Genomic DNA, 24,512 nt, shown 5'->3' with positions numbered 1-24,512 from the left:
AATGGCTCCGCATTAACTTGCCTGTTTGACGCGCATGTACCATTCGACGAGGCGCCGAACCTGCCGTTCCGTGTAACCTCGCGCGGCCATGCGCGAGACGAATTCGCTATGCTTCTTTTCTGTTTCCGAATCCTTCTTCGATCCGAAGGAAATGACCGGCAAGAGATCTTCGACCTGCGAGAACATACGCTTCTCGATGACTTCCCGGATTTTCTCGTAGCTCGTCCATGACGGATTTTTTCCGCCGTTGGCTGCCCGCGATCTCAGAGAGAACTTGACAATTTCGTTGCGGAAGTCCTTTGGATTGGCGATCCCCGCCGGCTTTTCGATCTTCGTTAGCTCCTGGTTGAGGAGCTCGCGGTCGAGAAGCTGACCGGTATCGGGATCCTTGAAGTCCACATCTTCGATCCAGGCATCGGCATAATCTACATAGCGGTCGAACAGATTCTGTCCGTAGTCCGCATAGGATTCAAGATAAGCCTTCTGAATCTCGTTGCCAATGAACTCTGCGTAGCGTGGCGCAAGATCGGCCTTGATGAATTCCAGATAACGCTTCTCGACATCGTCGGGAAACTGCTCGCGACGGATCGCCTGTTCCAGCACATACATCAGATGGACGGGATCGGCGCCGATATCCGTGGTGTCGTGATTGAAGGTGGAGGCGAGCACTTTGAAGGCGAAACGGGTCGATATCCCGTCCATGCCTTCGTCGATCCCGGCAGCATCCCGGTATTCCTGGACGCTGCGGGCGCGTGGATCGCTTTCCTTCAGGCTCTCCCCGTCATAGGTGCGCATCTTCGAGAAGAAGGTCGAATTCTCGTGCTTGCGCAGGCGCGAAAGGACGGAGAACCGCGCCAGCATTTCGAGCGTTGCCGGGGCGCATGGTGCATCCACCAGTTCCGATCCCTCGATCAGCTTTTCGTAGATCTTCTGTTCCTCTGTCACCCTGAGACAATAGGGCACTTTGATCACGCAGATGCGGTCGATGAAGGCCTCATTGTTCTTGTTGGCCTTGAAGGTCTGCCATTCCGCCTCGTTCGAATGCGCAAGGACGATGCCGGAGAAAGGTATGGCGCCGATATTCTCGGAGCCGATATAATTGCCCTCCTGCGTTGCCGTCAGCAGCGGGTGCAGCATCTTGATCGGCGCCTTGAACATCTCGACGAATTCGAGCACGCCCTGATTGGCACGGTTCAGTCCGCCCGAATAGCTGTAGGCGTCCGGATCGTTCTGAGAATAGGTTTCCAGTTTGCGGATATCCACCTTGCCGACCAAAGAGGAGATGTCCTGGTTGTTCTCGTCTCCAGGCTCGGTCTTGGCAATCGCGATCTGGCGCAATCGCGAGGGTTGTATCCTGACGACGCGGAATCGGGAGACATCGCCGCCGAAATCGTCGAGCCGCTTCAGGCACCACGGGCTCATCAATCCGTTCAGGCGCCGCTGCGGGATCCCGTACTGCTCCTGCAGGAGCGAGCCCATCGTCTCGGGATCGAAGAGATTGAGCGGGCTTTCGAACACAGGGCTGATCTCGTCACCGGCCTTCAGCACGTAGATCGGATACACCTCCATCAACTGCTTCAGCCGCTCCGCCAGCGACGACTTGCCGCCGCCGACCGGACCGAGCAGATAAAGAATCTGCTTGCGCTCCTCGAGCCCCTGCGCCGCATGCCGAAAAAAGGAGACGATGCGTTCGATTGTCTCTTCCATGCCGTGAAAGCCGGCAAAGGCCGGATAAACCCGGATGGTCCTGTTCATGAAGATCCTGCCGAGGCGCGCGTCCTTGGCGGTGTCCACCATCTGTGGTTCGCCTATGGCAGCGAGCAGACGCTCGGTCGCGTTGGCATAGGCGATCGGGTCGGTTTTGCAGAGATCGAGATATTCCGACACCGACATGTCGCTTTCGCGGCGCGCTTCATAACTGCGTGTGAACGCATCGAATACGGATTCACTCAGCATGGGACCTCCATTAAGGTAATGCCGCAGGCTCTAAGCCGTATAACCATCGAGATGGCCACGGCGTTCCTAAGAATCAATAGTTTCGTAGGTATATTCCACGCTGACCGGCCGTTTGTGGCAATGCACAAAATCGTGCATGCACCGGTATTTTTTTACTCCACGAAACTGTTTCTTATTGTAGTTGAGAAAAGGCTTGTCGCGATATCAGCACATTTAGCGACGTGACATGGAAGTAAAAAAGGTATGCAATAGCGCCCGTGATTCGAGCCGTAAATAATCGGCGATTGCCCGCCGGTGAGAGCCAGTCGGCTCCGACAGCGGGCAGCGAGTTCGCCGCCCGCAGAATGAAACCGGGCGAACGTCACATCCGACCGGCATATCCTACTCATGCGCCTCCTGGCTCTCAGCCGTTGAACGCCTTTTCCAGCGCAGCCACATCGATCTTGACCATGCCGAGCATGACTTCGGTGACGCGCCTTGCCCGCTCGCGATCTTCGTCGGCGATCATCTCGGAGAGCGCGCGCGGGACGATCTGCCAGGAAAGGCCCCAGCGGTCCTTCAGCCAGCCGCAGGCCTCCGGCGTGCCGCCATTGGCGAGGAAGGCATCCCATATCCGATCGATCTCCGCCTGGCTTTCCAGAAGGATCGCTATCGAAAAGGAATGGTTGAAGCTGTCGAGCGGACCGGCCTTCATCGCCAGGAAGGCTTGGTCGCCAAGCGTGAACTCGATCAGCTCGACGCTGCCGGGAGGGCCGCTCGGGGTTTCCGCCGGAAGTATGGTGGTTCGGCCGATCCTGGAATCCGGAATGATCGACACGTAGAATTCTACGGCTTCGCGTGCCTGCTCCGCGAACCAGAGATTTGAAATGACCTTGGGCATGGACAGCCTCCTTGTTGGCGAGTATCCCGGACTTCTGTCCGATGCTTCGAGGACGTCTGGTCGGCACCGGTTCCGACAGGCCGCGATCGGATTTTTTGGCCGCCCACCCCCCCGCAATAGCGGTGGCTCGGGAATGAAAGCAGAACATCTTTTCTGGTCTTTCCTTCCCGAATCACTACATTACGCGCCATGAGCAATAGTTTCGACGATATTCCCTTCTTCGACGAGGAGCCGGGCGAAGTGGCGCGTAAGCCGCAGCCGTCAGTCGCAACCGCCGGAAGGCCGGCCGCCGGCGGCGGCATCGCCGCCCGCGCCATGGCGGCCCGTGACGGCGGCAAACGGCCGGACTATCTCGCCGGATTGAACCCGGAACAGACCGAAGCCGTCGAAACGCTGGAAGGCCCCGTCCTCGTGCTCGCCGGCGCCGGCACGGGAAAGACGCGCGTGCTGACGACCCGCATCGCCCATATCCTCAATACCGGCCGCGCCTTCCCGTCACAGATCCTCGCCGTCACCTTTACCAACAAGGCCGCGCGCGAGATGAAGGAGCGCATCGCTCTGCTCGTCGGCGGCGCCGTCGAAGGCATGCCGTGGCTCGGCACCTTCCACTCGATCGGCGTCAAGCTCCTGCGCCGCCATGGCGAGCTCGTCGGCCTGAGCTCCGGTTTCACCATTCTCGACACCGACGACGTCGTGCGCCTGATCAAGCAGCTGATCCAGGCCGAAGGCCTCGACGACAAGCGCTGGCCGGCAAAGCAGTTCGCCGGCATGATCGACACCTGGAAGAACAAGGGCCTCGGACCGGCCGATATTCCCGAAGGCGACGCCCGCGCCTTTGCCAATGGCCGCGGCCGCGATCTCTATTTCGCCTATCAGGCGCGCCTGTCGACGCTCAACGCCTGCGATTTCGGCGACCTGCTGATGCATCCGATCGCGATCTTCCGCAAGAATCCGGATCTTTTGAAGGAATATCACGGCCGCTTCCGCTATATCCTTGTCGACGAGTACCAGGACACCAACACTGCTCAGTACATGTGGCTGAGGCTTCTTGCCCAGCGCGCCAAGGGTGAGCCGCAGAATGTCTGCTGCGTCGGTGACGACGACCAGTCGATCTATGGCTGGCGCGGCGCGGAGGTCGACAATATCCTGCGCTTCGAGAAGGATTTCCCCGGCGCCAAGGTGATCAAGCTCGAGCGCAATTACCGATCGACCGAACATATCCTTGGCGCCGCCGCCCATCTGATCGCCTATAATGAAGGCCGCTTGGGCAAGACGTTGTTCACCGATCGCGCCGACCCAGATGACGTCAAGGTCCAGGTTCACGCCTCCTGGGACTCGGAGGAGGAAGCCCGCGCCATTGGCGAGGAGATCGAGCAACTCCAGCGCAACAAGCATCTGCTGAACGACATGGCGATCCTCGTGCGCGCCTCCTTCCAGATGCGCGAATTCGAAGATCGCTTCGTCACCCTTGGCCTCAACTACCGCGTCATTGGTGGCCCGCGCTTCTATGAGCGCCTCGAAATCCGCGATGCCCTGGCCTATTTCCGCCTGGTGGCGCAGCCGGCCGACGACCTCGCCTTCGAACGTATCATCAACACGCCGAAGCGCGGCCTCGGCGATACGACGGTGCGCGCGCTGCACGATTATGCACGCGCCCGCGACATCCCGATGCTGGCGGCCGCCGCGCACATCATCGAGACGGACGAGCTGAAGCCGAAGGCGCGAAAAGCCCTCTTCGACGTGATTCAATCTTTCCGCCGATGGCAGGAACTGCTTGAAAACACGCCACATACCGAACTTGCCGAGCAGATCCTCGAAGAGTCCGGCTATACCGACATGTGGAAGAACGACAAGAGCGCGGAAGCCCCGGGCCGCCTGGAAAACCTGAAGGAACTGATCCGCTCGATGGAAAGCTTCGAGTCAATGCGCGGCTTTCTCGAACACGTCTCCCTTGTGATGGATGCCGAGACCAACGAGAACCTCGACGCCGTCTCGATCATGACGCTGCATTCGGCCAAGGGCCTGGAATTCGACACCGTTTTCCTGCCCGGCTGGGAGGAAGGCCTTTTTCCGCACCAGCGCTCGCTCGATGAAAGCGGCCGTGCCGGCCTGGAGGAGGAACGCCGCCTCGCCTATGTCGGCATCACCCGCGCCAAACGTCGCTGCCACATCTGGTTCGTCTCCAACCGCCGCATCCACGGTCTCTGGCAATCGACCCTGCCCTCGCGTTTCCTGGACGAATTGCCGGAGACCCATGTCGAGGTCGCCGAGATGGAACAGAGCTACGGCGGTTACGGCCGCGGCGGTTACGGCCAGTCCCGCTTCGACAAAGCCGAACCCTTCGCCAACTCTTATTCGACCCCCGGCTGGAAGCGCGCCCAGGCCAACAGGACCGACGCCACCCGCGACAATTGGGGCACCCGCTCCGGCCACGCCGTCGAACGCATCGGTTATGGCGAAAGCGGCCCGAAGGGACGCACGATCGACGGGGAACTGGTGGCGAAGTCCACGTCCTCTGAATCATCGCGCTTCACCCTCGGCGACCGCGTCTTCCACCTGAAATTCGGCAATGGCAACATCACTGGCATCGAAGGCAACAAGCTGACGATCGATTTCGATCGCGCCGGACAGAAGCGGGTGCTGGACGGGTTCGTCGAGCGCGTGTGATTTTGCGGTTATACCGCGTGGAAACCGTTATCCGAACATCCGCATACTGCTGAGCCCGAGAATATCGTTCAGCAGGGCGATGCCCATTCCGACGGCGACGATCGACAGCCCGATCAGGAACAGTCGCCGAGCCCGGTCATATTTTGCGGCGAGCAGGGAGTCGCGCGCGAGCAGATCCGCAAACACCTTCACCTGAATGGCGATACCGACGGTCAGAAATGACATCGGCAGCAGATCGACGCGGCTCCAGTCATTGGGATTGGACACCCAAAGACTGATGAAATTGAGGGAGAAACCAAGAATGATCCCGGTCGCCGTCAGCGACCCGTTGCGGAAGGTGGCGTCGATCTTTTCATCTGCTTGAGGCTCGGACATGGCTTCAATCTTGACTTGCTGATGAGCTCAGAAAGACAGAAATCGCGGCGGCCGGCAAGATCGAGCGGACGTCGCCGTCGAAGAAGGCGCTGCAGCACCTCAGCCGGCAGACCGATGAAGGCTGACACCGGAAAATGAGGCTCGGCCGGGGAGATCCGCAGTGTAAAACCTTCGCCTTCCCGCCGTTTCGAGAGGAGAGTTACTGCGATCACATATCAATGGTTGCATTAGCGTGTGCTTTTTCGACTAGCCACTACCGGAGGTACCAGAATTAACACTTGCGCGCCCGCGCTGGGAAATCCACTACTGGTGTGTTGGTGTGTTCGGTGCATTTGGCATTTGCATTGCAATAACGCGAAGGGATTGGCCTTGATGAAAGCGCTGCTGCTCGTCGATATCCAGAACGGCTTCTGTCCGGGCGGCAATCTGCCGGTGCCAGACGGCGACAAGGTGGTCCCCGTCGCAAACCGGCTGATCGACAGTGGCAGATATGATCTGATCGTCGCCTCCCAGGATTGGCATCCGCCCGGCCACGGCAGCTTCGCCTCTGCCCATCCGGGTGCCACCCCCTTCGAGATGGGCGAATTGTCCGGCAAGCCACAAATGATGTGGCCCGACCACTGTATCCAGGGTACGCTCGACGCCGAATTGCATCCGGAACTGAGATCCGAAGAGATCGACCTGATCCAGCAGAAGGGCGAGGATCCCAGGATCGACAGCTATTCGGCATTCCGCGACAATGACCGCGATGCTTCGACCGGTCTTTCCAATTTTCTCCAGGAACAGGGTGTCACCGATCTCGACGTCTGCGGGCTGGCGACCGATTACTGTGTCAAGTTCTCGGCGCTCGACGCGCTCGAGATGATGCCTGGGGTGCGCGTCCGCTTCATCGAGGACGCAAGCCGCGGCATCACCCCCGAAGGTGTTGCCGCCGCCATCGACGAAATGCGGGCGCACGGCATCACTGTGATAAAAAGCGCAGATGCCTTGCGCCAATGAGCTTGCGATCGCCGGCTATTTCAACAAATAGGCATCGAATGTCTCATCGCTGCCGGCAACGGGGCCGAAGCGCTTGACCAGGGTCATCTCGCTCCGGAATGCGGAAATGTCCTCTGGCGTCAGGGACAGCAGCCAATTGTAACTTTCGCGCAATGACGCCGGCGCGGCAATTCGGTCAAGCCGTTGTGAGAGAAGAACGACGACAGGAGCATGCTCGCTCTGCTGCAACTGCCGCGCCGTCTGCAGAATGTCGGCAAGGCTGAGAGAAAGCCGCGCATTGCGGGTATAGTGCACAATGGCACCGAACCGCTCCTCTCTTAGGAGATAGGTGCGATTGGAAACATAATAGGGCAAGGCTTCCACGAGATAGTCGGGATCCGCCATGATGATCGCATCCTTGAGATCAGGACGGGATTGAATGAACGAGCCGAGATCCTGGGCTCGGCTGAGCGGCATGTCGGTGAAAAGGAATTGATGGACCCTCTCGATGCCGGAAGCGACCTGCAGCGCGAGCAATATCATGAAGCACAGGCGCCCGATCTTCACGATGCCGCCGGCAGCTTCGGTGCCGGCAACATCGGCGAGGCCGGCCCGAGGCGGCAGGGTCAAAGCGGTGATTGCGATCATGAAGACCAGCCACAGCGCCTGATGCCTGTAGCTACCTGGGTAAACCAGCGTAAAAAGCAGAGAAAGCCCGAGGAGAACCAGTGCTGCTGCGAACATCGCCGGTCGCCGGTTCGCCAGCCCCAACAGACTGCCATAGATGAGCACAGCCATGAGCGACGCGAATATCCGGGCGAACAATGGATCAGCCGAGACCAGTGCAAGGATCCGGTCGGGGTAGAACGCCATGAAATAGGAACTGGGGGCGACAAGCGCCGAAAGGACAAGCAAAGCGAAATTCTTGCCCGCAAGATCGTTCTGCCCCGCATCGTTGAAGGTCGGATAGACCGTCATGACGCAGAGAACAATGCCGACGGCGGCAATGGCAGCGGCTGTCGAAAAGGCCCGATATGCGCTCAAAGGGGGTCTTGGCCGCGCCAGAACCAGATCGAAAAACCAATGGGCGAGGAAACCGCCGACGAGGACCACCGAATGGACGTTGGTATTGGCCAGCAAGGCGAACAGCAGGCCGAGCAATATTCCGTTGCGTCGGCCTTTCCCCCAGTTCAGGACGATAAGGAAGACCACCAGCATGCTGATGCCGTAATTTCGCGACATCGCCGCGTAATCGAAGATCGAAAAGCTGCTGAACAGCGACAGCAGCATGATGGGAAGGGGCAGTTTCAACCGGAAAACAAGAAGGTAGGCGGCGGCGGCCGCAATCGTCAGTGCGACGATTTTCAAGACGACGGGCGAGCCGACCATGACATGGGCGGCGCGCAGCAGGATATACCACAGGGCAGGATGCCCCTCGCCACGCAGCTGGCGAAGCATGGCGGCGAAATTGTCTCCCTGAAGGGCCAGTGACAATGCGCGAACTTCGTCACGCCATACCGTTTCGGACCAGCAAAGCGCAGACGCCAGCGCAAGCCAGGCGAGAAAGAGCATCGCCTTGGCGAGCCTGGCGGATCGAGGTTCATCAATAACAGAGACAATCAGGGCCAAATGACACCAACCTGGTGAAGGAAAGCGCCGACCGTATCGCCGCAGCCATAATTTGGCGTTAAGCGGGCCCGCCGCCCGATTTTCAGGCGCTGGATTTCTGCTCTCTCTCAAGAAGATGAATATCTTCGGCCACGTCTTCCATTCTCTTCAGTAGGGCAGCCTGGGCATCTCTCAGCCCTCGATTGTAGAAGTACGGGCCAATCTCCTCGGTAAAAAAATCGAGCAGGAATTCGGCCGGCAGCATGCCGATGGGATCAAGTTCGCGGTCGAAATAAGCGCGGATGCGTGCAACGATCTCAGTCTTTTCTTCCCTGGAAAATTCGATCTTCTGCACGTCTGCCTCTCCGACAAATGCAATCACCACGTTGATGCTTCAGCGAAATCGATTGGTCAATCAACGAAATTCAATTGTCGCGGAAGACCATAGCTCATAAGGGAAACCTGAATTTCCAACAGGACACTCACATGAATCGCGCCGACTTTGTTGAAGGTTTGCGGGGCGGCTCGGCCGTTGCACTGGCATCGGCGCCCTTTGGCGCGCTGTTCGGAGCGCTGGCGGTTGAAAACGGCATGTCGCTTTCCGAGGCCGCCTTCATGAGCGCCACGGTCTATGCAGGCGCCAGCCAGATGGTCGGCATCGAACTCTTCGGCCACAATGTCCATGCCTGGCTGATCGTGCTGTCGATCCTTGCCGTCAATTTCCGCCACGTGCTCTATTCCGCGGCCTTAGCGCGCTACATCGGCCATTTCAGCTCGGTGCAGAAATTCTTCACCTTCTTCCTGCTCGTCGATCCGCAATTTGCGGCGGCGGTCAAGCGCGGCGAAGCCGGCAAGCCGCTCACCTTCGCCTGGTATCTCGGCTTCGGCATCATCATCTACATCCCCTGGGTGCTGATCAGCATCGCCGGCGGCATGCTCGGCGGCTTCATCGGCGATCCCAAGGCGATCGGCCTCGATATCCTGTTGCCAGCCTATTTTCTCGGCATTGTCGTTGGTTTCCGCAAGCGCGACAATTTCCTGCCGGTGGCGCTCGTCAGCGCGGTGGCATCAGTGCTCGCCTACCGTTACGTCGGCTCGCCCTGGCATGTCAGCCTGGGTGCGGCCGCCGGCATCGTGCTGGCTGCCCTGCTGCCGCTGCCGCGCGAGGTGCCGGATCTCGAAGCCGACGCCCTTCAATCCGAAGTGCACGAGGTCTGAGCCATGGAATTCGATCTCCACATGGCGCTCGTCATCCTCGCCGCTGCAGTCGCCACCTTCGCCACCCGCATCGGCGGCTATATCCTCATCACCCGAATGAAGAGCATTCCCCCGCGCGTGGAAGCGGCGCTGAATGCCGTGCCGGCCGCCGTGCTGACGACTCTTGTCGCACCTGCCTTCTTCATCGGCGGCTGGGAATCGAAACTGGCGCTGATCGTTGCCCTTATCGTCGGCCTGCGCATTGCTCATACATGGATGCTGGTTGCCGCCTGGGTTGTCGTGATGGCATGGCGCTACACGATCGGCGCCTAGCCCTGCCTTGCGCCTGAAAGATGCGCGACCTTGCAGCCCGAAAGCAGTGTCCGCCACCTCTTGCCTAATATTCGAGCGGCAGCGTCGCGTTTTCGAGCCAAGCCCTGACGTCGTGATCGTGGATCAGCGGCATCAGCGCCTCGCATGTGCGGCGGTGATAGTCGTTGAACCAATGCAGCTCATCATGGGTCAGAAGCTCGGGAATGACGAGGCTGCGGTCGATCGGGCAGAAGGTCAGCGTCTCGAAGCCGAGCATCGGCATGTCGCCGCCGTCAATCTCCTCGGCGCCGCGCACATAGATCAGGTTCTCGATGCGGATGCCGAAGCTGCCCGGCCGATAATAACCGGGTTCGTTCGAAAGGATCATGCCGGGCAGCAGCTCCTGCGTCGAGAGCCTGGAGATGCGCTGCGGTCCCTCATGCACCGAGAGATAGGAGCCGACTCCGTGGCCTGTGCCATGGGCAAAATCGGCGCCTGCCCGCCACAGTGCGATGCGCGCCAGCGGATCGAGGTCGCAGCCGCGTGTACCCTTCGGGAAACGTGCCGTGCTGATCTGGATCATTCCCTTGAGCACCATCGTGAAGAAACGGCGATGCTCCTCTGAAACCGTGCCGATTCCGACCGTGCGGGTAATATCGGTCGTGCCGTTGATATATTGCGCACCGGAATCGATGAGGAAGAGTTCGCCTGCCTCGATCATCCGGTTGGTCTCGGTGGTGACGCGATAATGCATGATCGCTGCATGTTCGCCGGCGCCCGAGATCGTATCGAAGGAAATGTCCTTCAGCGGGTTCTGCATGCTTTGGCCGACACGGGCGCGCACCGCCTCCAGATGTTCGGCGGCGGCGATCTCGCTTACGCTGCCTGGTTTCTCCTGCGACAGCCAATAAAGGAATTCCACCATCGCTGCTCCATCCTGCAGATGTGCAGCGGCCGAGCCGTTGATTTCGACGTCGTTTTTCACAGCACGCGGCAGCTTGGCGGGATCGGCGCCCTCCACCACTTCACCGCCAGCCCGGCGGATGATCTCCGCCAGCGCATGAGAGGCGATATCAGCGTCGATCAGCACGCGGCCGCCGTCCCTGGAAACGGCAGCGAGCCTCTCTTCGAGCGCCGAAGGCGGCAGCTGCGTGCAGATCTGCCCGAGATAGGCTTCGGGCTCGATGCCTGTCTTGCGCTTGTCGAGGAAGAGTTCGGCCCGTCCGTCGGCATGAATGATAGCGCGCGCCAGCGGATGCGGCGTGTGCGGCACGTCGGCGCCGCGGATATTGAAGATCCAGGCAACCGACGAGGGATCGGCGATCAGCACCGCAGCAAGGTTTTTCTTCGAAAGATCGGCAGCTATCGTCGCAATCTTGTCGCTCGCCAGCACGCCGGCCTGGGCAACATTCTGGATGGTGACGGCGCCGAGCGGCTCGGCGGGCCGGTCGTGCCAGAGCCTGTCGAGCGGATTGTACGGCAGGAAGACCAACGTCCCGCCGATCTGCGCCAGTGCTTTTTCCAGGCGCCGTACCTCCGCGCCCGCGTGCAGCCAGGGATCGATGCCGAGCCTCAGCCCCTTGCTTCCGTTTGCGGCAAGCCAGACATGCGGCGGCTCGTTGACGAGATCACCACCCGAGAACACCGAGCCGTCGACCTGTTCGGCCAGTTGCGTCACATAGCGCCCGTCGACGAAGACGATCGCTTGGGTCCGCAGGATCAGCGCAATGCCCGCCGAGCCGGTGAAGCCCGTCAGCCATGCCAGGCGCTCGGAGCAGGCCGGAACATATTCGCCGTTGAATTCGTCGGCGCGCGGCACGAGGAAGGCATCTATGCCGAGCGCATCGAATCCGGCACGCAACGCCGAAACCCGATCCTTGCCGAACTGCGGCGTGGAGGTGACCTCGAAAGACTGGAACATGCTGGGAAATCCGAATGGTTGAAACGAATCCGGTTAATGGGATGCGCGCCATGTTAGCGAAATTTCAATCGATGGGGAGAAAAAGCGACGAAACGAGTCGAAGTCACTGCGGACGCTCGTCATTTTGACAGAACGATGACGCCAAGAGTTTATTTGGCACGCTTTATGCATTGGCCGCATGGCTCCCATGAGGAAAACCCTCTGCCTCCGCATTTCAGAATAGCTATATAGGCGCCATCGAACAGTTCGGATGAACAGCAAACAAAGGTTTTTGAAATGACCGCCTCTCTCTCGCGCTTCGCATATAGCAGCCCGGTACAGGCTGGCGAACGCCAGACCGTGCGTCACGTGATCGGCGCCCGCCGCCCGCAGAACGAGGACAGCCTCAAGCTGCTCGGTGCCGGTCAGCGCGTCACGCGCCACCAGGGCGCACCCAGCTACGCGTTCTAAGCTTAAAGCCTGTCGTCTCCTCCCTCCCGGACAGGCCCATTGGAATGCAGTAGAGCCCGCTTGAGCACTCCTCCTCCTTCGAGCTCGCGGGCGTTGGCCGGATAGGCCGGTCTAAGGCGGTGCCACTGGCGCCGCCTTTTTCTTTTGCCTGAAGGGAGCTATTGTTTTTAGACAGCGCCAAAAGCAGTTTGTCTCCCATGGCGCGCGCAAACCTCCACCTCCCTCATTCCTGTGCTCGTCACAGGAATCCAGCGTGCCCAAGTCCTTGGGCACAAGAGACTCTCTTCAATCGCTCATAAAGCTATTCACCGCGCAGACGCGCGGTGGCTGGATTCCTGTGACGAGCAGCCGCGCCTTGGCAACGGTAATGTTTCAGGGCGAGTTTGAGCTTCGTAGCGAAAACTCAAGGCCGATCGAAATGAATTGTCACCCAACCGTTCCGCCAGATCGTCCTGACATGGCGGAGCCGGGCGCCACTATAGGCGGCGATCACCTTCCACCGTTGTGACGCGAGAATGCCCGAAAGAATCACCGAACCGCCGGGCGCAAGATGCGTAGCGAGCTTTGGCGCCATTCGGATCAACGGCCGGGCGAGAATATTGGCGATGATAAGGTCGAATGGGCCATGCTCCAAGAAGGCCGTCGAATGAAAGCCCGGCGCGGTCTTCGTGACGATGCCCGACGCGATGCCGTTGCGTTGTACGTTCTCAGCCGCGACCCGCGTCGCGATCGGATCGATATCGGTCGCAAGCACCGGTATATTTTTGAGCTTGCGCACCGCGATCGCCAGAACGCCACTGCCGGTGCCGAGATCGAGCGCGTTGCGAACCCGGCGCGAACGCACCACGGCATCGATCATCTCCAAGCAACCGGCCGTTGTGCCGTGATGGCCGGTGCCGAAGGCTTGGCCGGCATCGATCTCGATGGCGATGTCGCCGGAGAGGACCTTGTCGCGGTCATGCGAGCCATGCACCAGGAAGCGCCCTGCCCTGACCGGCTTCAGCCCTTCGAGCGATTTCGCCACCCAATCGACATCCGGGATGACTTCTCGCAACAGCTGAGCATCGGGAAAAGCAACCTTCAGCGCCGCCTCGATGCGGGAGCGCACATCTGACTCGTCCTCGGTCATCATATAGACCGAGGCTTCCCAGACATCCTTCTTTTCATCGATTTCGGTGGTGCCGATGGCAAAGTCTTCTTCGCCGAAGACTTGGGTCAGGAGGTCGAGGATCGCTTCTGCCTCGCTTTCGGTGGTCGACACGTAAAGGCGGATTTCACTCACGATAGGCGGTCTTTCCCGTTTCCGTTGCCCGCCACCGGTCGAGCCAACGCCCTATCACGCTGAAGCCGTCATCCCTTACTGACGAGATTCTCCAGTTTCTTTACCGCCGTGTCCGGATTTTCGCCATAGGCGATCGTTCCGGCAAACCGCCCGGCTGAATCGAGCAGGAATACCGAGGCAGTATGATCCATCGTATAGTCGCCGTTTGGATCCTTCTCGTCGACCGGCACCTTTTTGGCATAGACGCGGAACCCCTTGATGACTTCGGCGATCTTGTCGGGCGGGCCTGAAATGCCGGTAATGCGTTTGGAAACGTTGGAGACGTACTCGTTCATGATCTCGGGCGTATCGCGTTCCGGATCGACGGTCACGAAATAGGCCTGCAGTTTGTCACCATGGGGATCGACCTTCTCCATCCAACCGTTCAGCTCGAAAAGCGTCGTCGGGCAGACTTCCGGGCAATGGGTAAAGCCGAAGAACAATGCCGTCGGCTTGCCGCGCAACGCCTGTTCGGTGATCGGCTGGCCGCTTTGAGAAACCAGCGTGAAAGGCACGCCGAAGGGAGCTTCCGCCACGACATCCCGCGACTTCATGGAATAACTCACCGCGCCGAGAACTCCGGCAAGTATCAGAACACCGATCCAGACGGCGATGCGGAATGTCTTCATGGCGTGATCCTCGATCGGGCGGATTTGCCACCCGCCCCTGTCGGCGTGATTATCGTCTCGGCCGAAGGCGCGCAATTCAAGAATATGTTTTTTGACCCGTGATTAATTGTCTCACGAACCGCAGCCGTCGATCACCCGAAAGTCAGCCTGCCAGACTTGGCGTTCATCAAAAAAGCATTGCGCTTGAACGACTTCCCTTCTGCCCGAACCGACGATCTCACGATCAACACCATTAGGAAAGGCTTAAACCGTCATGTCTATATTTAGCGGTGCGTGCGGCGTACTCGAGCCGTTCTGACATGAAGTCTGCCGAGTGGCGAAACCTCCGGACGTCCGCATGAGGGTAGGAAAAAGATAAACCCCGCGCGGTTTATGGGAGGTCTTTCATGACGAAATCAGCAGTGCGCAAGAGCCTGTCGGTCAGCCAGCGGCTCTGGACGCTCGGCGGCGCGGCCTTCATTGGTTTCGGCACGATGCTCGGCATCGGCTGGTACGAAAATGTGCGGGTCGACGCCAGCTTGCGTCGCGCCGGCGAAATACAGACGAGCGTCAATCATATCGACGACATGCGGGTTGCGAACTTGACGATGGTCCTGGCCGCCATGGACATCATCGTCGACAAGGATGACAAGGTGGTGGAGCCGGCACGCCTTAAGCTGATCGGCGACTCCCTCGCCGCCCTTACCAGCGGCTCGAAGGAAATGCGTCTGCTCGCCGACGAGATGAATGACGGCAATCTGCTAAAGAGTTACGACGCCGACGTCGCCGCAATGGGTAAGGCCATCCAGACCGATCTAGTCGCGCTGGTTCAGCAGGGCGCGCCCGATGCGGACTTCGACAAGATCGACGACGCGATCGATAGCGCCGGCGACGAGCTGACCGCGACCCTCGACAAGCTGGCCGCTGACGGCACCATTTTCGCCCAACAACATGTCGAGCTCGCCAATGCCGTATCGCGGGAGGCCCTCATCCTGCAGATCGGCCTCGGTGTCCTGGCCATCCTCACAATGGGCGTCCTGCAATATGTCCATGGCGGCTCGATCCGGCGCGGCATCGGCGCCGTGCGCCAGAGCATGCAGCGCATCATGAGCGGCGACCTAGCCAGCGACGTTCAGGAAAAGAACCGCGGCGACGAGATCGGCGAAATGGCCCGCGCCGCCGACAGCTTCCGCCTCGCCGCCATCGAAAAACGCGACCTTGAAGCCCAGACTCAGACCGAAAGGCAACGCAGCGATGCCGAGCACCGTGCCCGCGAAGCCGCCAAGCTTGCCGATGCTGAAGCTCTGAACGCCGCCGTCAGCGCTCTCGGCGCCGGCCTCACCCGTCTGTCGGGCGGCGATGTGACCGTAACGATCGATCAGCCGTTCCGCGACGAGCTGGAGCGCTTGCGCCTGGATTTCAACCAGACGACCGTGACGCTGCGCAAAGCGATGAGCGACATCGCCATCAACAGCAGCTCGATCGAAGCGAACAGCCGCCAGATGCGCGCCGCCGCCGACGACCTCGCCAAACGCACCGAGCAGCAGGCCGCCTCGCTGGAAGAGACCTCCGCCGCCCTCGACCAGATCACCGCCACCGTCCGTAACGCCACCAACCGCGCCGAGGAAGTGGGCCACATGGTCTCTCACACCCGCGAAAATACAGCGAAGTCGGACATCGTCGTTGGTGATGCGATGGCCGCGATGGAGCGAATCGAGGGCGCCTCCCGCGAGATCGGCAAGATCATCAACGTCATCGACGAGATCGCGTTCCAGACGAACCTCCTCGCGCTCAACGCCGGTGTCGAGGCAGCGCGTGCCGGCGAGGCCGGCAAGGGTTTTGCCGTTGTCGCCCAGGAAGTGCGCGAACTCGCTGGCCGTGCTGCGGGTGCTGCCAAGGATATCAAGGCCTTGATCGGAAAATCCGGCGAGGAAGTGAAGATCGGCGGCGAACTGGTGACGGCCGCAGGTGAAGCGCTTCGCCAGATCGGCGAGGATGTTCTGCGCATCGATGAGCATGTTAAATCAATCGTAACCTCTGCGCGCGAACAATCGGTTGGATTGCACGAAATCAATACTTCGATCAGCCAGATGGATCAGGTCACGCAGAAGAACGCGGCCATGGTGGAAGAGACGAACGCCGCAAGCCATACGCTCGCCATCGATGCCGAAAACCTGACGCAGTTGGTCAAGCAGTTCAAGACCGGCGAGGGCATGAGCGCCCGGCAAACGCCGCGAGAGGCAACGGCCGCCTCGCATTCGAGACCTTCTCCCGCACGCAGCCTGATAGGCAAAGTCGCGGGCGCATTCAACGGCGGTTCCGCCGCCAAAGCCATCGCCGCTCCCGCCGGGGACAACTGGGAAGAATTCTGATCATGAACAACAACGCCATCAAGCAGTCAGGCGCCTACCTCGAAATCGTTTCGTTCCACCTGGGCGACCAGGAGTTCTGCATCGACATCATGGCCATCCGCGAAATCCGTGGGTGGGCGCCGGTGACGCCGATGCCGCACACCCCGCCCTACGTTCTCGGCCTCATCAACCTGCGCGGCGCGGTGATCCCGGTCATCGACATGGCCTGCCGCCTCGGCATGAAGATGACCGAGCCTTCCGAGCGTTCGGCGATCATCGTCACTGACATCGCGGGCAAGCTGGTTGGTCTGCTGGTCGAGCAGGTTTCCGACATGATGACGATCAAGAGCGAAGACCTGCAGCCGCCGCCGGAAATCATCCCGGAAGCCCAGCGCGCCTTCTGCCGTGGCATCGTCGCGCTGGAGAAGACCATGGTCTGCTTCCTGAACCTCGATACGGTCATCGCCGACGAGCTGAATCAGGCGGCTTGATATTTATCACCAGAGATTGAGAAGGCCCGGCTCGTCCGGGCCTTTTCGTTTTGGAAGACGTGACTGATCTGACCTATTGACCTGATGGGCGGAGAGTCTTCTGCGCCAAAAGACTTGGGCGCGCTGGGTCCCTATGACAAGCACAGGGATGAGGGAGTTTGGGGAGACGACTCACACCCTTCCTAACATCCGCAACCCTACTATGGCTTCCCATTCTTCCACGTCACATTCTGCCCATAGAGCGGAATGGTCGAAATCGACATCTTCGCCGAGCCGTCCGTCAACTCCCGCGAATGGGCGAGATAGATCAGCGTGTCGTTGCTCTTGTCGTAAATGCGGTTGACAACGAGCGTCTTCCAGATCAGCGACATGCCCTGACGAAACACCTCGCTGCCGTCCCTGGAGAGGTCGATGTTGCCGATCTCTATGGGGCCTGTCTGCCGGCATGCGATGGAATTGTTGGACGGATCTTCGAACCAGTTGCCGTTCTTGAAGCGATCGATCAGGCTGCGATCGAAATAGGTGACGTGGCAGGTGACACCCTTGACCTCGGGATCGGAGAGTGCCTCGACGATGATGTCGTTGCCGATCCAGTCGACCCCGACCTTGCCGACGACCTCGGCCGAGGTGGCGCCCGCGGAAATGGCAGCGAAGGAAAATGCGGCGAGAAAAAACGTGCGCAGCTTGGACATGGCGGCTCCCTGGATGATCCGCATCCTAGATAAGCATGCCCACAGGCTTTGCAAGAAAGCGCCGCTGCGGCGCGGGACACTCAGCCCTTCCTGCAGGTGCAGGGCTCATAGCCCCTCGCCGTCAACCGCCCCGGCGTCATTCCGATCAGCGCCGGGATCGCCTCCACGGCTTTCGCCTTGACTGCCTTCGCCATTTCGATCGCCGCTGCCGCGCAGACCGCCGCATCTTCGGCGGCGTTGTGGTGCATGAAACGCAGCCCAAGATGCTCGGCGATCAGGTTCAGCCGATGTGAGAGGAAATGTGGCCAGATCCGCTGCGCCATCTTCAGGCTGCAGAGATAGGTCAGTTCCGGATAGGATTGCCGGTAGAGATCGAGGCTCGCCCGCCAGACGCTGAAATCGAAGGCCGCGTTGTGCGCGATCATCGTCGCGCCGCTGATATCATCGTAGAACTCGTCCATCACCTCGGGAAACTCCGGCGCATCCTCGACATGCTCCGGCCGGATACCGTGGATCGCGATGTTCATGCCGGAAAACCGCATGTTGCGCGGCCGGATCAGCCTCTCCTCGACACGCGTCACCCGCCCCTCTTCGATCCAGGCAAGGCCGACCGAGCAAGCGCTGCCGCGCTGCTCATTGGCAGTCTCGAAATCGATGGCAATGGTCGTCAAGGATAAATATCCGAATCGTCTGCCCTACCGGAATAACCATAGCGGCGCGCGAAGGCAAATTTCGACCTGTTGACATCTGCACACCGGTGGGGAAACTTCCGCGCATGATCAACTCTGTGACCCTTACCATGCATCATATCGCCACGACCCTTCCGGGGTACGCGGGAGCGATGGTGCGTCACTAGCCGTCCGATCATCCCGAGAACCCTGCCGAGGCGAGCAGGGTTTTCGAAAAGCCGGCTCTCCTCCCCTGAAATCCAAGGAGGCCATCCAATGTCTGAAACCGAAGAGAATAAACCCCGCGACCGAGCGCGCCTTCCGGATGGCGTCGTCGTGCGCGCCGTCCGTCTTTCCGATGCCGAGGAAATCACCGATCTCATAAATTTGCCGGGCTATCGGGCAGGCACGCTGCGGCCGCCCTACCAGCGGGTCGAAGAGGTCCGCAAGAACATGGAAAATCCTTCGCCAGGCGCGCTCAACCTCGTCGTCACGCTGGAGGGCAAGATCGTCGGCAATTGCGGCCTCAACCGCCTCGGCGGCCGCCGGCAACACGTCGCCAGCATCGGCATGGGCGTGCATGACGACTTCACCGGCCGCGGGTTCGGCCTTATCTTGCTTGGTGCGATGGTCGACGCCGCCGACGACTGGCTCGACGTCAAACGGCTGGAACTGACCGTCTACACGGATAATGAGGCCGCGATCGCCCTCTACGAGAAATTCGATTTCGAGAAGGAAGGGCTCCTGCGCGCATTCGCCTACCGCGCCGGAGAATATGTCGACGCCTACACGATGGCGCGGCTGAGGACTTGAGACAAAGGGCCATCGACACCGACGTCAAACGCAGGGAGGGCCTGCCAAACGCTCCTTCGTCATACTCGAGCTTGTCCCGAGCATCTGCAACGATCGATACAGGGGAGATCCTCGACACAAAGCCGAGGATGACTCCGAGGAACCCTCAAGGCTTTCACACCGATCTCCTACCCGCCAATCAGCGCCAGCCACTCATCCTCGTCCATCGTCTGGACGCCGAGCTCACGCGCCTTGTCGAGCTTCGAGCCGGCGCCAGGGCCGGCGACGACGATATCGGTTTTCTTCGACACCGAGCCCGCCACCTTGGCGCCGAGACTTTCGGCCCTCGCCTTCGCCTCGTCGCGGGTGAATTTTTCGAGCGAACCAGTGAAGACCACCGTCTTGCCGGCGACCGGGCTGCCTGACGTGACCGGTTGTTCGGCCTCCGTAGGCGTCACCTCGTCGAGCAGGCGGCCGATCACCTCGATATTGCGTGGCTCCTTGTAGAACTCGACCATGGCGCGCGCCACGACCTCGCCGATGCCCTCGATAGTGTTGAGATCGTTCCAGGCATCGCCGGAAAGCGGTGCCGCCTCCTTCATCGCGGTCGCAAAGGCCTCATAGGTGCCGTAGGAGCGCGCCAAGAGCTTTGCCGTGGTCTCGCCGACATGGCGGATCCCGAGCGCATAGATGAAGCGGTGGAGCGCGATGCTGCGCCGCTCGTTGATCGCCGCATAGAGCTTGCCGACGCTGACCTTGCCGAAGCCGTCGATATTCTCCAGCTTGGTGAGCGAGGATTGCTGGCGCTTCTCCAGCGTGAAAATCTCCGGGGCCGTGCGGATCTGCAGCGACGGGTCCTCGTTTTCAAAGAAGAAGTCGATCTGCTTCGAACCGAGCCCTTCGATATCGAAGGCATTGCGCGACACGAAATGCTTCAGGTGCTCTGTCGCCTGCGCCCGGCAGATAAAGCCGCCGGTGCAGCGACGCACCGAATCCATCTTGCCGGTCTTCTCGTTGACCTCGCGCACCGCGTGCGAACCGCAGACCGGGCATGTCTTCGGAAATTCGTAAGACCTTGCCGCCTCCGGCCGCTTCTCCATCACGACATCGAGGATCTGTGGAATGACGTCGCCGGCGCGCTGGACGATGACGGTATCGCCCTCGCGGATATCGTGTTCCTCCGGCCGGATGCGCTCGCCGCTATTGCCGATGCCCTTGATGTAATCCTCATTATGCAGCGTCGCATTGGTGACGACGACGCCGCCGACCGTGATCGGCTTCAGCCGCGCCACAGGCGTCAGCGCCCCGGTGCGGCCGACCTGGATCTCGATCTTCTCGACCTCGGTAAAGGCCTGCTCGGCCGGGAATTTATGCGCCGTCGCCCAGCGTGGGCTGCGCGAACGGAAGCCCAGGCGCTGCTGCAGTTCCAGGCTGTCGACCTTGTAGACGACGCCGTCGATATCGTAATCGAGATCCGGGCGCTTGAGGCCGATCTCATCGTAATGCGCCAGGATGTCGGCGACCGAATTCAGCCGCTTCATCAGCGGATTGACCGGAAATCCCCAATCCTTGAAGGTCTGCACCATGGAAAATTGCGTATCGGCCGGCATGTCAGACATCTCGCCCCAGGCATAGGCAAAGAATTTCAGCTTGCGGCTCGCCGTCACCTTGGCATCGAGCTGGCGCAGCGACCCCGCTGCCGTGTTGCGCGGATTGACATAGGTTTGTTTGCCCTCCGCCTCCATCTGCCGGTTCAGCGCCAGGAAATCGCTCTTGGCCATATAGACTTCGCCGCGGATCTCCACGACCGTGGGAACGCCCTTCGGCAATTGGTTGGGTATTTCGGCGATCGTCCGGATATTGGCGGTGACGTTCTCGCCCGTGGTGCCGTCGCCGCGCGTGGCAGCCGTCGTCAGCCTGCCGTTCTCGTAGCGGATCGACATCGAAAGCCCGTCGATCTTCGGTTCGGCGGTAAAGGCGATCGACTGGTCCGGCAGGCGACCGAGGAATCGATAAACGCTGGCGACGAAATCCTGCACGTCCTCCTGCGAAAAGGTGTTGTCGAGCGACAGCATCGGCCGCGCGTGGACGACGGGCGAGAAGGTGACCGAGGGCGCAGCACCGACCCGCCGCGACGGGCTGTCCTCACGGATCAACTCGGGAAACCGCGCTTCCAGCGCATCGTTGCGGCGCTTCAATGCGTCGTAATCGGCATCCGAAATCTCCGGCCGGTCCTTGCCGTGGTAGAGCGCATCGTGATGCGCGATCTCCTTCGCCAGCCGTTCGAGCTCGACAGCAGCCTCTTCGATCGTCACCGTATCGACGGCGGAACTTTCGGTGGACATGGAACATCACTCCAGAGAATCTGGCCAGAAATCTGCATTGTTTTTAGAGCAAAATCGACGGATGAAAAGAGAGGCTGCATATCCCGTATCGGGAAGATCGACCCGCCGGCTTCTCCACCCTCGTTCCTGTGCCTGTCACAAGAATCCAGCCACGGCGCGTCCGCGCCGTGAATGACTTACAGGTCGGCAAACAATCTCTCGCACCCAAAGACTTGGGCGTTCCGGATCCCTGTGACGAGCACAGGGATGAGGGAAGTTGAGGTAGGCGTATGCACCAGACCTCTGCTCACGAAACCGTTGTCGCCGTCCTGCCCGCCCTATTCCCAATCCCGCGCATTGCGCAGCCGGATGCCGCTGACATGCAGGCCGGTATTCCCAAGGCTCTTCAGCGGCCGCAAGCTGTCGACTACCCGCAGCTCCACCCCGCGCGGCGCAAACTCCCGGTCGACGCGCGAGATCGCAGTTCGCTCGATGGGAACGACGCGTGTACGGGCGACCCACATGCCTGCATCGCCGAGATCCTCGAAATCCTCGACCGGCAGCTCGTAGCGATGGATCGTCTCCGCTTCGAGCTTTTCCAGCCACTGGCGCTCGATGAAGGCGGCAGCCCGCCAGTCGCCGAGCCAGTGCCGCCGCTCGGCTCCGGACGTCTCGGAGGTTGCCCATATCAGGATGCGCGGGCAATCGCGGGGAAAGAGATACATGAAGTCATGGTCAGCGTCGATCGCCCAGACGAGTGGAGCGTTCAGCCATTCCTTGCCCGCTGGGCGGGCCGAGGGAATGCGAACCCGGCGCGGCTCGAAGGCTGCAATGTCGGGACCATCACTGAAATGGAAAAGACGCATGGCAATGGATCGCCGCTGATCGGAGTGACCGGCATAATGTGAAGCGGAATATTTGTCACCGCTGCATGTATAGCATGCCGGATGGCTCAGCATCGGACAAGCTCGCCTACCTCTCCTCCTCATTCCTGTGCCCGTCACAGGAATCCAGCCACCGCGCGTCTGCGCGGTGAATGACTCACGCAGAATGAAAGGAGTCTTCCGCGCCCAAGGACTTGAGCTTGCTGGATCTCTGTGACCTCCCTCGGGCAAAGCCCTGAGGCCACAGGGATGAGGGAGATTGACGTGAATGTTCGCGCCAAACTTGATCGTAGAAATGGAAAGCGCTGGTCGGACAATATCCGTCAAGCCGAACGCTTGTCACCGTTGCCGGCAGCAGCGATCAGCCGTTACCGGCCAGCAACCGCTTGGCGGCCGCCCTCGCCTCCTCCGTCACCGAAGCGCCGGCGAGCATGCGGGCGATTTCTTCGGTGCGGTCCTTCTGCGCCATCGTCGCGACGCGAGTGGCGATCTTTTCGGAACCTTCGGCCGCCGGCCCCTTGGAGATCAGCAGGTGCGTCGCCGCCCGGGCTGCGACCTGCGGCGCATGCGTGACCGATAGCACCTGCACCCGATCAGAGAGCCGCTTCAGCCGCTGGCCGATCGCATCGGCCACAGCACCGCCGACACCGGTATCAATTTCGTCGAAGACGAGCGTCGGCGCGGACCCGCGATCGGCGAGCGCCACCTTCAGCGCCAGCAGGAAACGCGACAATTCGCCGCCGGAGGCGACCTTCATGATCGAGCCGGGGCGCGTGCCGGGATTGGTCTGGACATGGAACTCGACGACGTCGATGCCTTCGGGCAGCGCCTCCTGCGCATCCGTGGTGATCTCGACCATGAAACGAGCGCGTTCGAGCTTCAGAGCTGGCAGTTCGGCCATCACGGCGGCAGCCAGCGCGGCGCCGGCCTGATGGCGCTTGTCGGAAAGCGAGCGCGCCGCCGAATCGTAATTCTCTCGCGCCAGACCGACCTCCGCTTCCAGACGCGCAAGCCGCTCCTCGCCCGCATCGAGGTCGGCAAGATCGGCGATCATGCGCACCGCCAGCGCCGGCAGCTCGGTGACCGGCACGGAATATTTGCGCGACGCGGCTCTGAGCGCGAAAAGCCGCTCCTCCACCCGCTCCAGCTCCCTGGGATCGTATTCGGTTTTGCGCAGCGCTGCCTCGACTTCCATCTGCGCATTGGAAAGCTGGTCGAGCGCGGCATCGAGCAGCGTCACCGTCTCCTCGAGCAGCCCGGGCGCTTCATGGCTCTTGCGTTCCAGTCGGCGCACCAGCGAGGCGATATGCGGCACCGGCGAGGCATTGCCGTTGAGGAATTCGGAGGCTTCGGCGATGTCGCCGGCGATTCGCTCTGCCTTCATCATCCTCTGCCGGCTTTCGGCGAGTTCTTCTTCCTCACCGTCTTGCGGCGAAAGCTTCTCGAGCTCCTCGACAGAGGAACGCAGATAGTCAGCCTCGCGCGCCGCGCTTTCCACCTTCTCGCGGTGTTTCTTCAGCGTCCGTTCGCTGTCGCGCCACAGACGATACAGCCGGGACACCTCAGCGACTTCATCAGTAAGGCCGCCGAAGGCATCGAGCAGGTTGCGGTGGGCATTGGTGTCGACAAGAGCGCGATCATCGTGCTGGCCGTGGATCTCGACCAGCATCTGGCCGGCCTGGCGCATCAGCTGCACACTGACCGGCTGGTCGTTGACATAGGCCTTGGTGCGCCCATCGGCTGATTGTTGACGGCGGAAGATCAGGTCGCCATCGTCGTCTATGCCGTTTTCACGCAGGAGCACCCGCGCCCCGTGGTCCATGCCGACATCGAACACCGCCGTCACCTGGCCCCTGTCTTCGCCATGGCGCACCAGACCGCCATCACCGCGCCCGCCGAGCGCCAGCGACAGACTGTCGAGCAGGATGGATTTGCCCGCTCCCGTCTCGCCCGTCAGCACGGAAAGGCCGGTCTCGAAGGCAAGATCCAGCCGCTCGATCAGGACGATATCGCGGATCGAAAGCTGGATCAGCATGG

Annotated in this window: 21 protein-coding genes; 8 read left to right on the top strand and 13 right to left on the bottom strand. The window is 60.6% G+C overall.

Features of this window, described 5'->3' with window-relative positions; genetic code table 11:
- Nucleotides 1-12: 12 nt before the first annotated feature.
- Nucleotides 13-1,956, bottom strand: a complete 1,944-nt coding sequence (locus tag HJB91_RS03025) for a PrkA family serine protein kinase (RefSeq protein ID WP_221153427.1) — start codon at nucleotides 1,954-1,956, stop codon at nucleotides 13-15.
- Between the two features lie 403 nt (nucleotides 1,957-2,359).
- Complete coding sequence (locus HJB91_RS03020) at nucleotides 2,360-2,836, bottom strand: VOC family protein (protein WP_088391641.1); 477 nt, start codon at nucleotides 2,834-2,836, stop codon at nucleotides 2,360-2,362.
- A gap of 189 nt (nucleotides 2,837-3,025) precedes the next feature.
- Here HJB91_RS03020 and HJB91_RS03015 point away from each other — a divergent pair, with 189 nt between their 5' ends.
- A complete protein-coding gene (locus HJB91_RS03015; protein WP_221153426.1) occupies nucleotides 3,026-5,503 on the top strand; it encodes an ATP-dependent helicase in 2,478 nt (825 codons plus the stop codon).
- A 27-nt stretch (nucleotides 5,504-5,530) separates the two neighbouring features.
- Here HJB91_RS03015 and HJB91_RS03010 read toward each other — a convergent pair whose 3' ends face one another.
- Entirely contained in the window at nucleotides 5,531-5,878 is a 348-nt protein-coding gene (locus HJB91_RS03010) for a hypothetical protein (protein WP_097598119.1), read from the bottom strand.
- Nucleotides 5,879-6,250: 372 nt separating this feature from the next.
- Here HJB91_RS03010 and pncA point away from each other — a divergent pair, with 372 nt between their 5' ends.
- A complete protein-coding gene (gene pncA, locus HJB91_RS03005; RefSeq protein WP_210630638.1) occupies nucleotides 6,251-6,877 on the top strand; it encodes a bifunctional nicotinamidase/pyrazinamidase in 627 nt (208 codons plus the stop codon).
- A gap of 15 nt (nucleotides 6,878-6,892) precedes the next feature.
- Here pncA and HJB91_RS03000 read toward each other — a convergent pair whose 3' ends face one another.
- Nucleotides 6,893-8,485, bottom strand: a complete 1,593-nt coding sequence (locus HJB91_RS03000) for a hypothetical protein (RefSeq protein WP_221153425.1) — start codon at nucleotides 8,483-8,485, stop codon at nucleotides 6,893-6,895.
- 82 nt (nucleotides 8,486-8,567) lie between these two features.
- Nucleotides 8,568-8,819, bottom strand: a complete 252-nt coding sequence (locus HJB91_RS02995) for a DUF2164 domain-containing protein (RefSeq protein WP_210630636.1) — start codon at nucleotides 8,817-8,819, stop codon at nucleotides 8,568-8,570.
- A gap of 131 nt (nucleotides 8,820-8,950) precedes the next feature.
- On the opposite strand from HJB91_RS02995, the gene HJB91_RS02990 reads away from it, so the two are divergent.
- Both HJB91_RS02990 and HJB91_RS02985 read left to right on the top strand, forming a co-directional pair.
- Nucleotides 8,951-9,682: an AzlC family ABC transporter permease gene (locus HJB91_RS02990; RefSeq protein ID WP_210630635.1), complete on the top strand. Its 732-nt coding sequence runs from the start codon at nucleotides 8,951-8,953 to the stop codon at nucleotides 9,680-9,682.
- Nucleotides 9,683-9,685: 3 nt separating this feature from the next.
- The gene (locus tag HJB91_RS02985) at nucleotides 9,686-9,994 is read left to right on the top strand and encodes an AzlD family protein (RefSeq protein WP_210630634.1); all 309 of its coding nucleotides are present in this window, start codon (nucleotides 9,686-9,688) and stop codon (nucleotides 9,992-9,994) included.
- A 64-nt stretch (nucleotides 9,995-10,058) separates the two neighbouring features.
- Here HJB91_RS02985 and HJB91_RS02980 read toward each other — a convergent pair whose 3' ends face one another.
- Complete coding sequence (locus tag HJB91_RS02980; protein WP_210630633.1) at nucleotides 10,059-11,894, bottom strand: aminopeptidase P family protein; 1,836 nt, start codon at nucleotides 11,892-11,894, stop codon at nucleotides 10,059-10,061.
- A 276-nt stretch (nucleotides 11,895-12,170) separates the two neighbouring features.
- Here HJB91_RS02980 and HJB91_RS02975 point away from each other — a divergent pair, with 276 nt between their 5' ends.
- Nucleotides 12,171-12,344, top strand: a complete 174-nt coding sequence (locus HJB91_RS02975; protein ID WP_004668779.1) for a hypothetical protein — start codon at nucleotides 12,171-12,173, stop codon at nucleotides 12,342-12,344.
- Between the two features lie 403 nt (nucleotides 12,345-12,747).
- Here the strand turns inward: HJB91_RS02975 and HJB91_RS02970 are convergent, their stop codons facing one another.
- Together HJB91_RS02970 and HJB91_RS02965 are read right to left on the bottom strand one after the other, a co-directional pair.
- Nucleotides 12,748-13,626: a 50S ribosomal protein L11 methyltransferase gene (locus HJB91_RS02970; protein ID WP_221153424.1), complete on the bottom strand. Its 879-nt coding sequence runs from the start codon at nucleotides 13,624-13,626 to the stop codon at nucleotides 12,748-12,750.
- Between the two features lie 68 nt (nucleotides 13,627-13,694).
- Nucleotides 13,695-14,294, bottom strand: a complete 600-nt coding sequence (locus tag HJB91_RS02965; protein WP_210630631.1) for an SCO family protein — start codon at nucleotides 14,292-14,294, stop codon at nucleotides 13,695-13,697.
- Nucleotides 14,295-14,680: 386 nt separating this feature from the next.
- On the opposite strand from HJB91_RS02965, the gene HJB91_RS02960 reads away from it, so the two are divergent.
- Both HJB91_RS02960 and HJB91_RS02955 read left to right on the top strand, forming a co-directional pair.
- Nucleotides 14,681-16,645 carry a methyl-accepting chemotaxis protein gene (locus HJB91_RS02960; RefSeq protein ID WP_221153423.1) on the top strand — a complete coding sequence of 655 codons (1,965 nt, stop codon included), beginning with the start codon at nucleotides 14,681-14,683 and terminating at the stop codon, nucleotides 16,643-16,645.
- Between the two features lie 2 nt (nucleotides 16,646-16,647).
- Nucleotides 16,648-17,115: a chemotaxis protein CheW gene (locus tag HJB91_RS02955; RefSeq protein ID WP_004668786.1), complete on the top strand. Its 468-nt coding sequence runs from the start codon at nucleotides 16,648-16,650 to the stop codon at nucleotides 17,113-17,115.
- A gap of 200 nt (nucleotides 17,116-17,315) precedes the next feature.
- On the opposite strand, the gene HJB91_RS02950 is transcribed toward HJB91_RS02955, so the two are convergent.
- Both HJB91_RS02950 and HJB91_RS02945 read right to left on the bottom strand, forming a co-directional pair.
- Nucleotides 17,316-17,807 (bottom strand): CreA family protein, encoded by a 492-nt coding sequence (locus tag HJB91_RS02950; RefSeq protein WP_210630629.1) that lies wholly within the window; start codon nucleotides 17,805-17,807, stop codon nucleotides 17,316-17,318.
- Nucleotides 17,808-17,887: 80 nt separating this feature from the next.
- The gene (locus HJB91_RS02945) at nucleotides 17,888-18,478 is read right to left on the bottom strand and encodes a 3'-5' exonuclease (protein ID WP_210630628.1); all 591 of its coding nucleotides are present in this window, start codon (nucleotides 18,476-18,478) and stop codon (nucleotides 17,888-17,890) included.
- 273 nt (nucleotides 18,479-18,751) lie between these two features.
- Here HJB91_RS02945 and HJB91_RS02940 point away from each other — a divergent pair, with 273 nt between their 5' ends.
- Nucleotides 18,752-19,288 carry a GNAT family N-acetyltransferase gene (locus tag HJB91_RS02940; protein ID WP_221153422.1) on the top strand — a complete coding sequence of 179 codons (537 nt, stop codon included), beginning with the start codon at nucleotides 18,752-18,754 and terminating at the stop codon, nucleotides 19,286-19,288.
- 167 nt (nucleotides 19,289-19,455) lie between these two features.
- On the opposite strand, the gene ligA is transcribed toward HJB91_RS02940, so the two are convergent.
- The 3 genes from ligA to recN form a co-directional block, all read right to left on the bottom strand.
- Nucleotides 19,456-21,612 (bottom strand): NAD-dependent DNA ligase LigA, encoded by a 2,157-nt coding sequence (ligA, locus tag HJB91_RS02935; protein WP_210630627.1) that lies wholly within the window; start codon nucleotides 21,610-21,612, stop codon nucleotides 19,456-19,458.
- A 317-nt stretch (nucleotides 21,613-21,929) separates the two neighbouring features.
- Entirely contained in the window at nucleotides 21,930-22,457 is a 528-nt protein-coding gene (locus HJB91_RS02930; RefSeq protein ID WP_221153421.1) for a DUF6886 family protein, read from the bottom strand.
- A gap of 379 nt (nucleotides 22,458-22,836) precedes the next feature.
- Nucleotides 22,837-24,510 (bottom strand): DNA repair protein RecN, encoded by a 1,674-nt coding sequence (recN, locus tag HJB91_RS02925; RefSeq protein ID WP_210630625.1) that lies wholly within the window; start codon nucleotides 24,508-24,510, stop codon nucleotides 22,837-22,839.
- Nucleotides 24,511-24,512: the final 2 nt, after the last annotated feature.

The organism is Rhizobium sp. NLR10b, from assembly GCF_019685435.1.
Taxonomy (GTDB): domain Bacteria; phylum Pseudomonadota; class Alphaproteobacteria; order Rhizobiales; family Rhizobiaceae; genus Rhizobium.
Note: the sequence above shows the minus strand (reverse complement) of the source record. Positions and strands in the feature narration are given on the sequence as shown.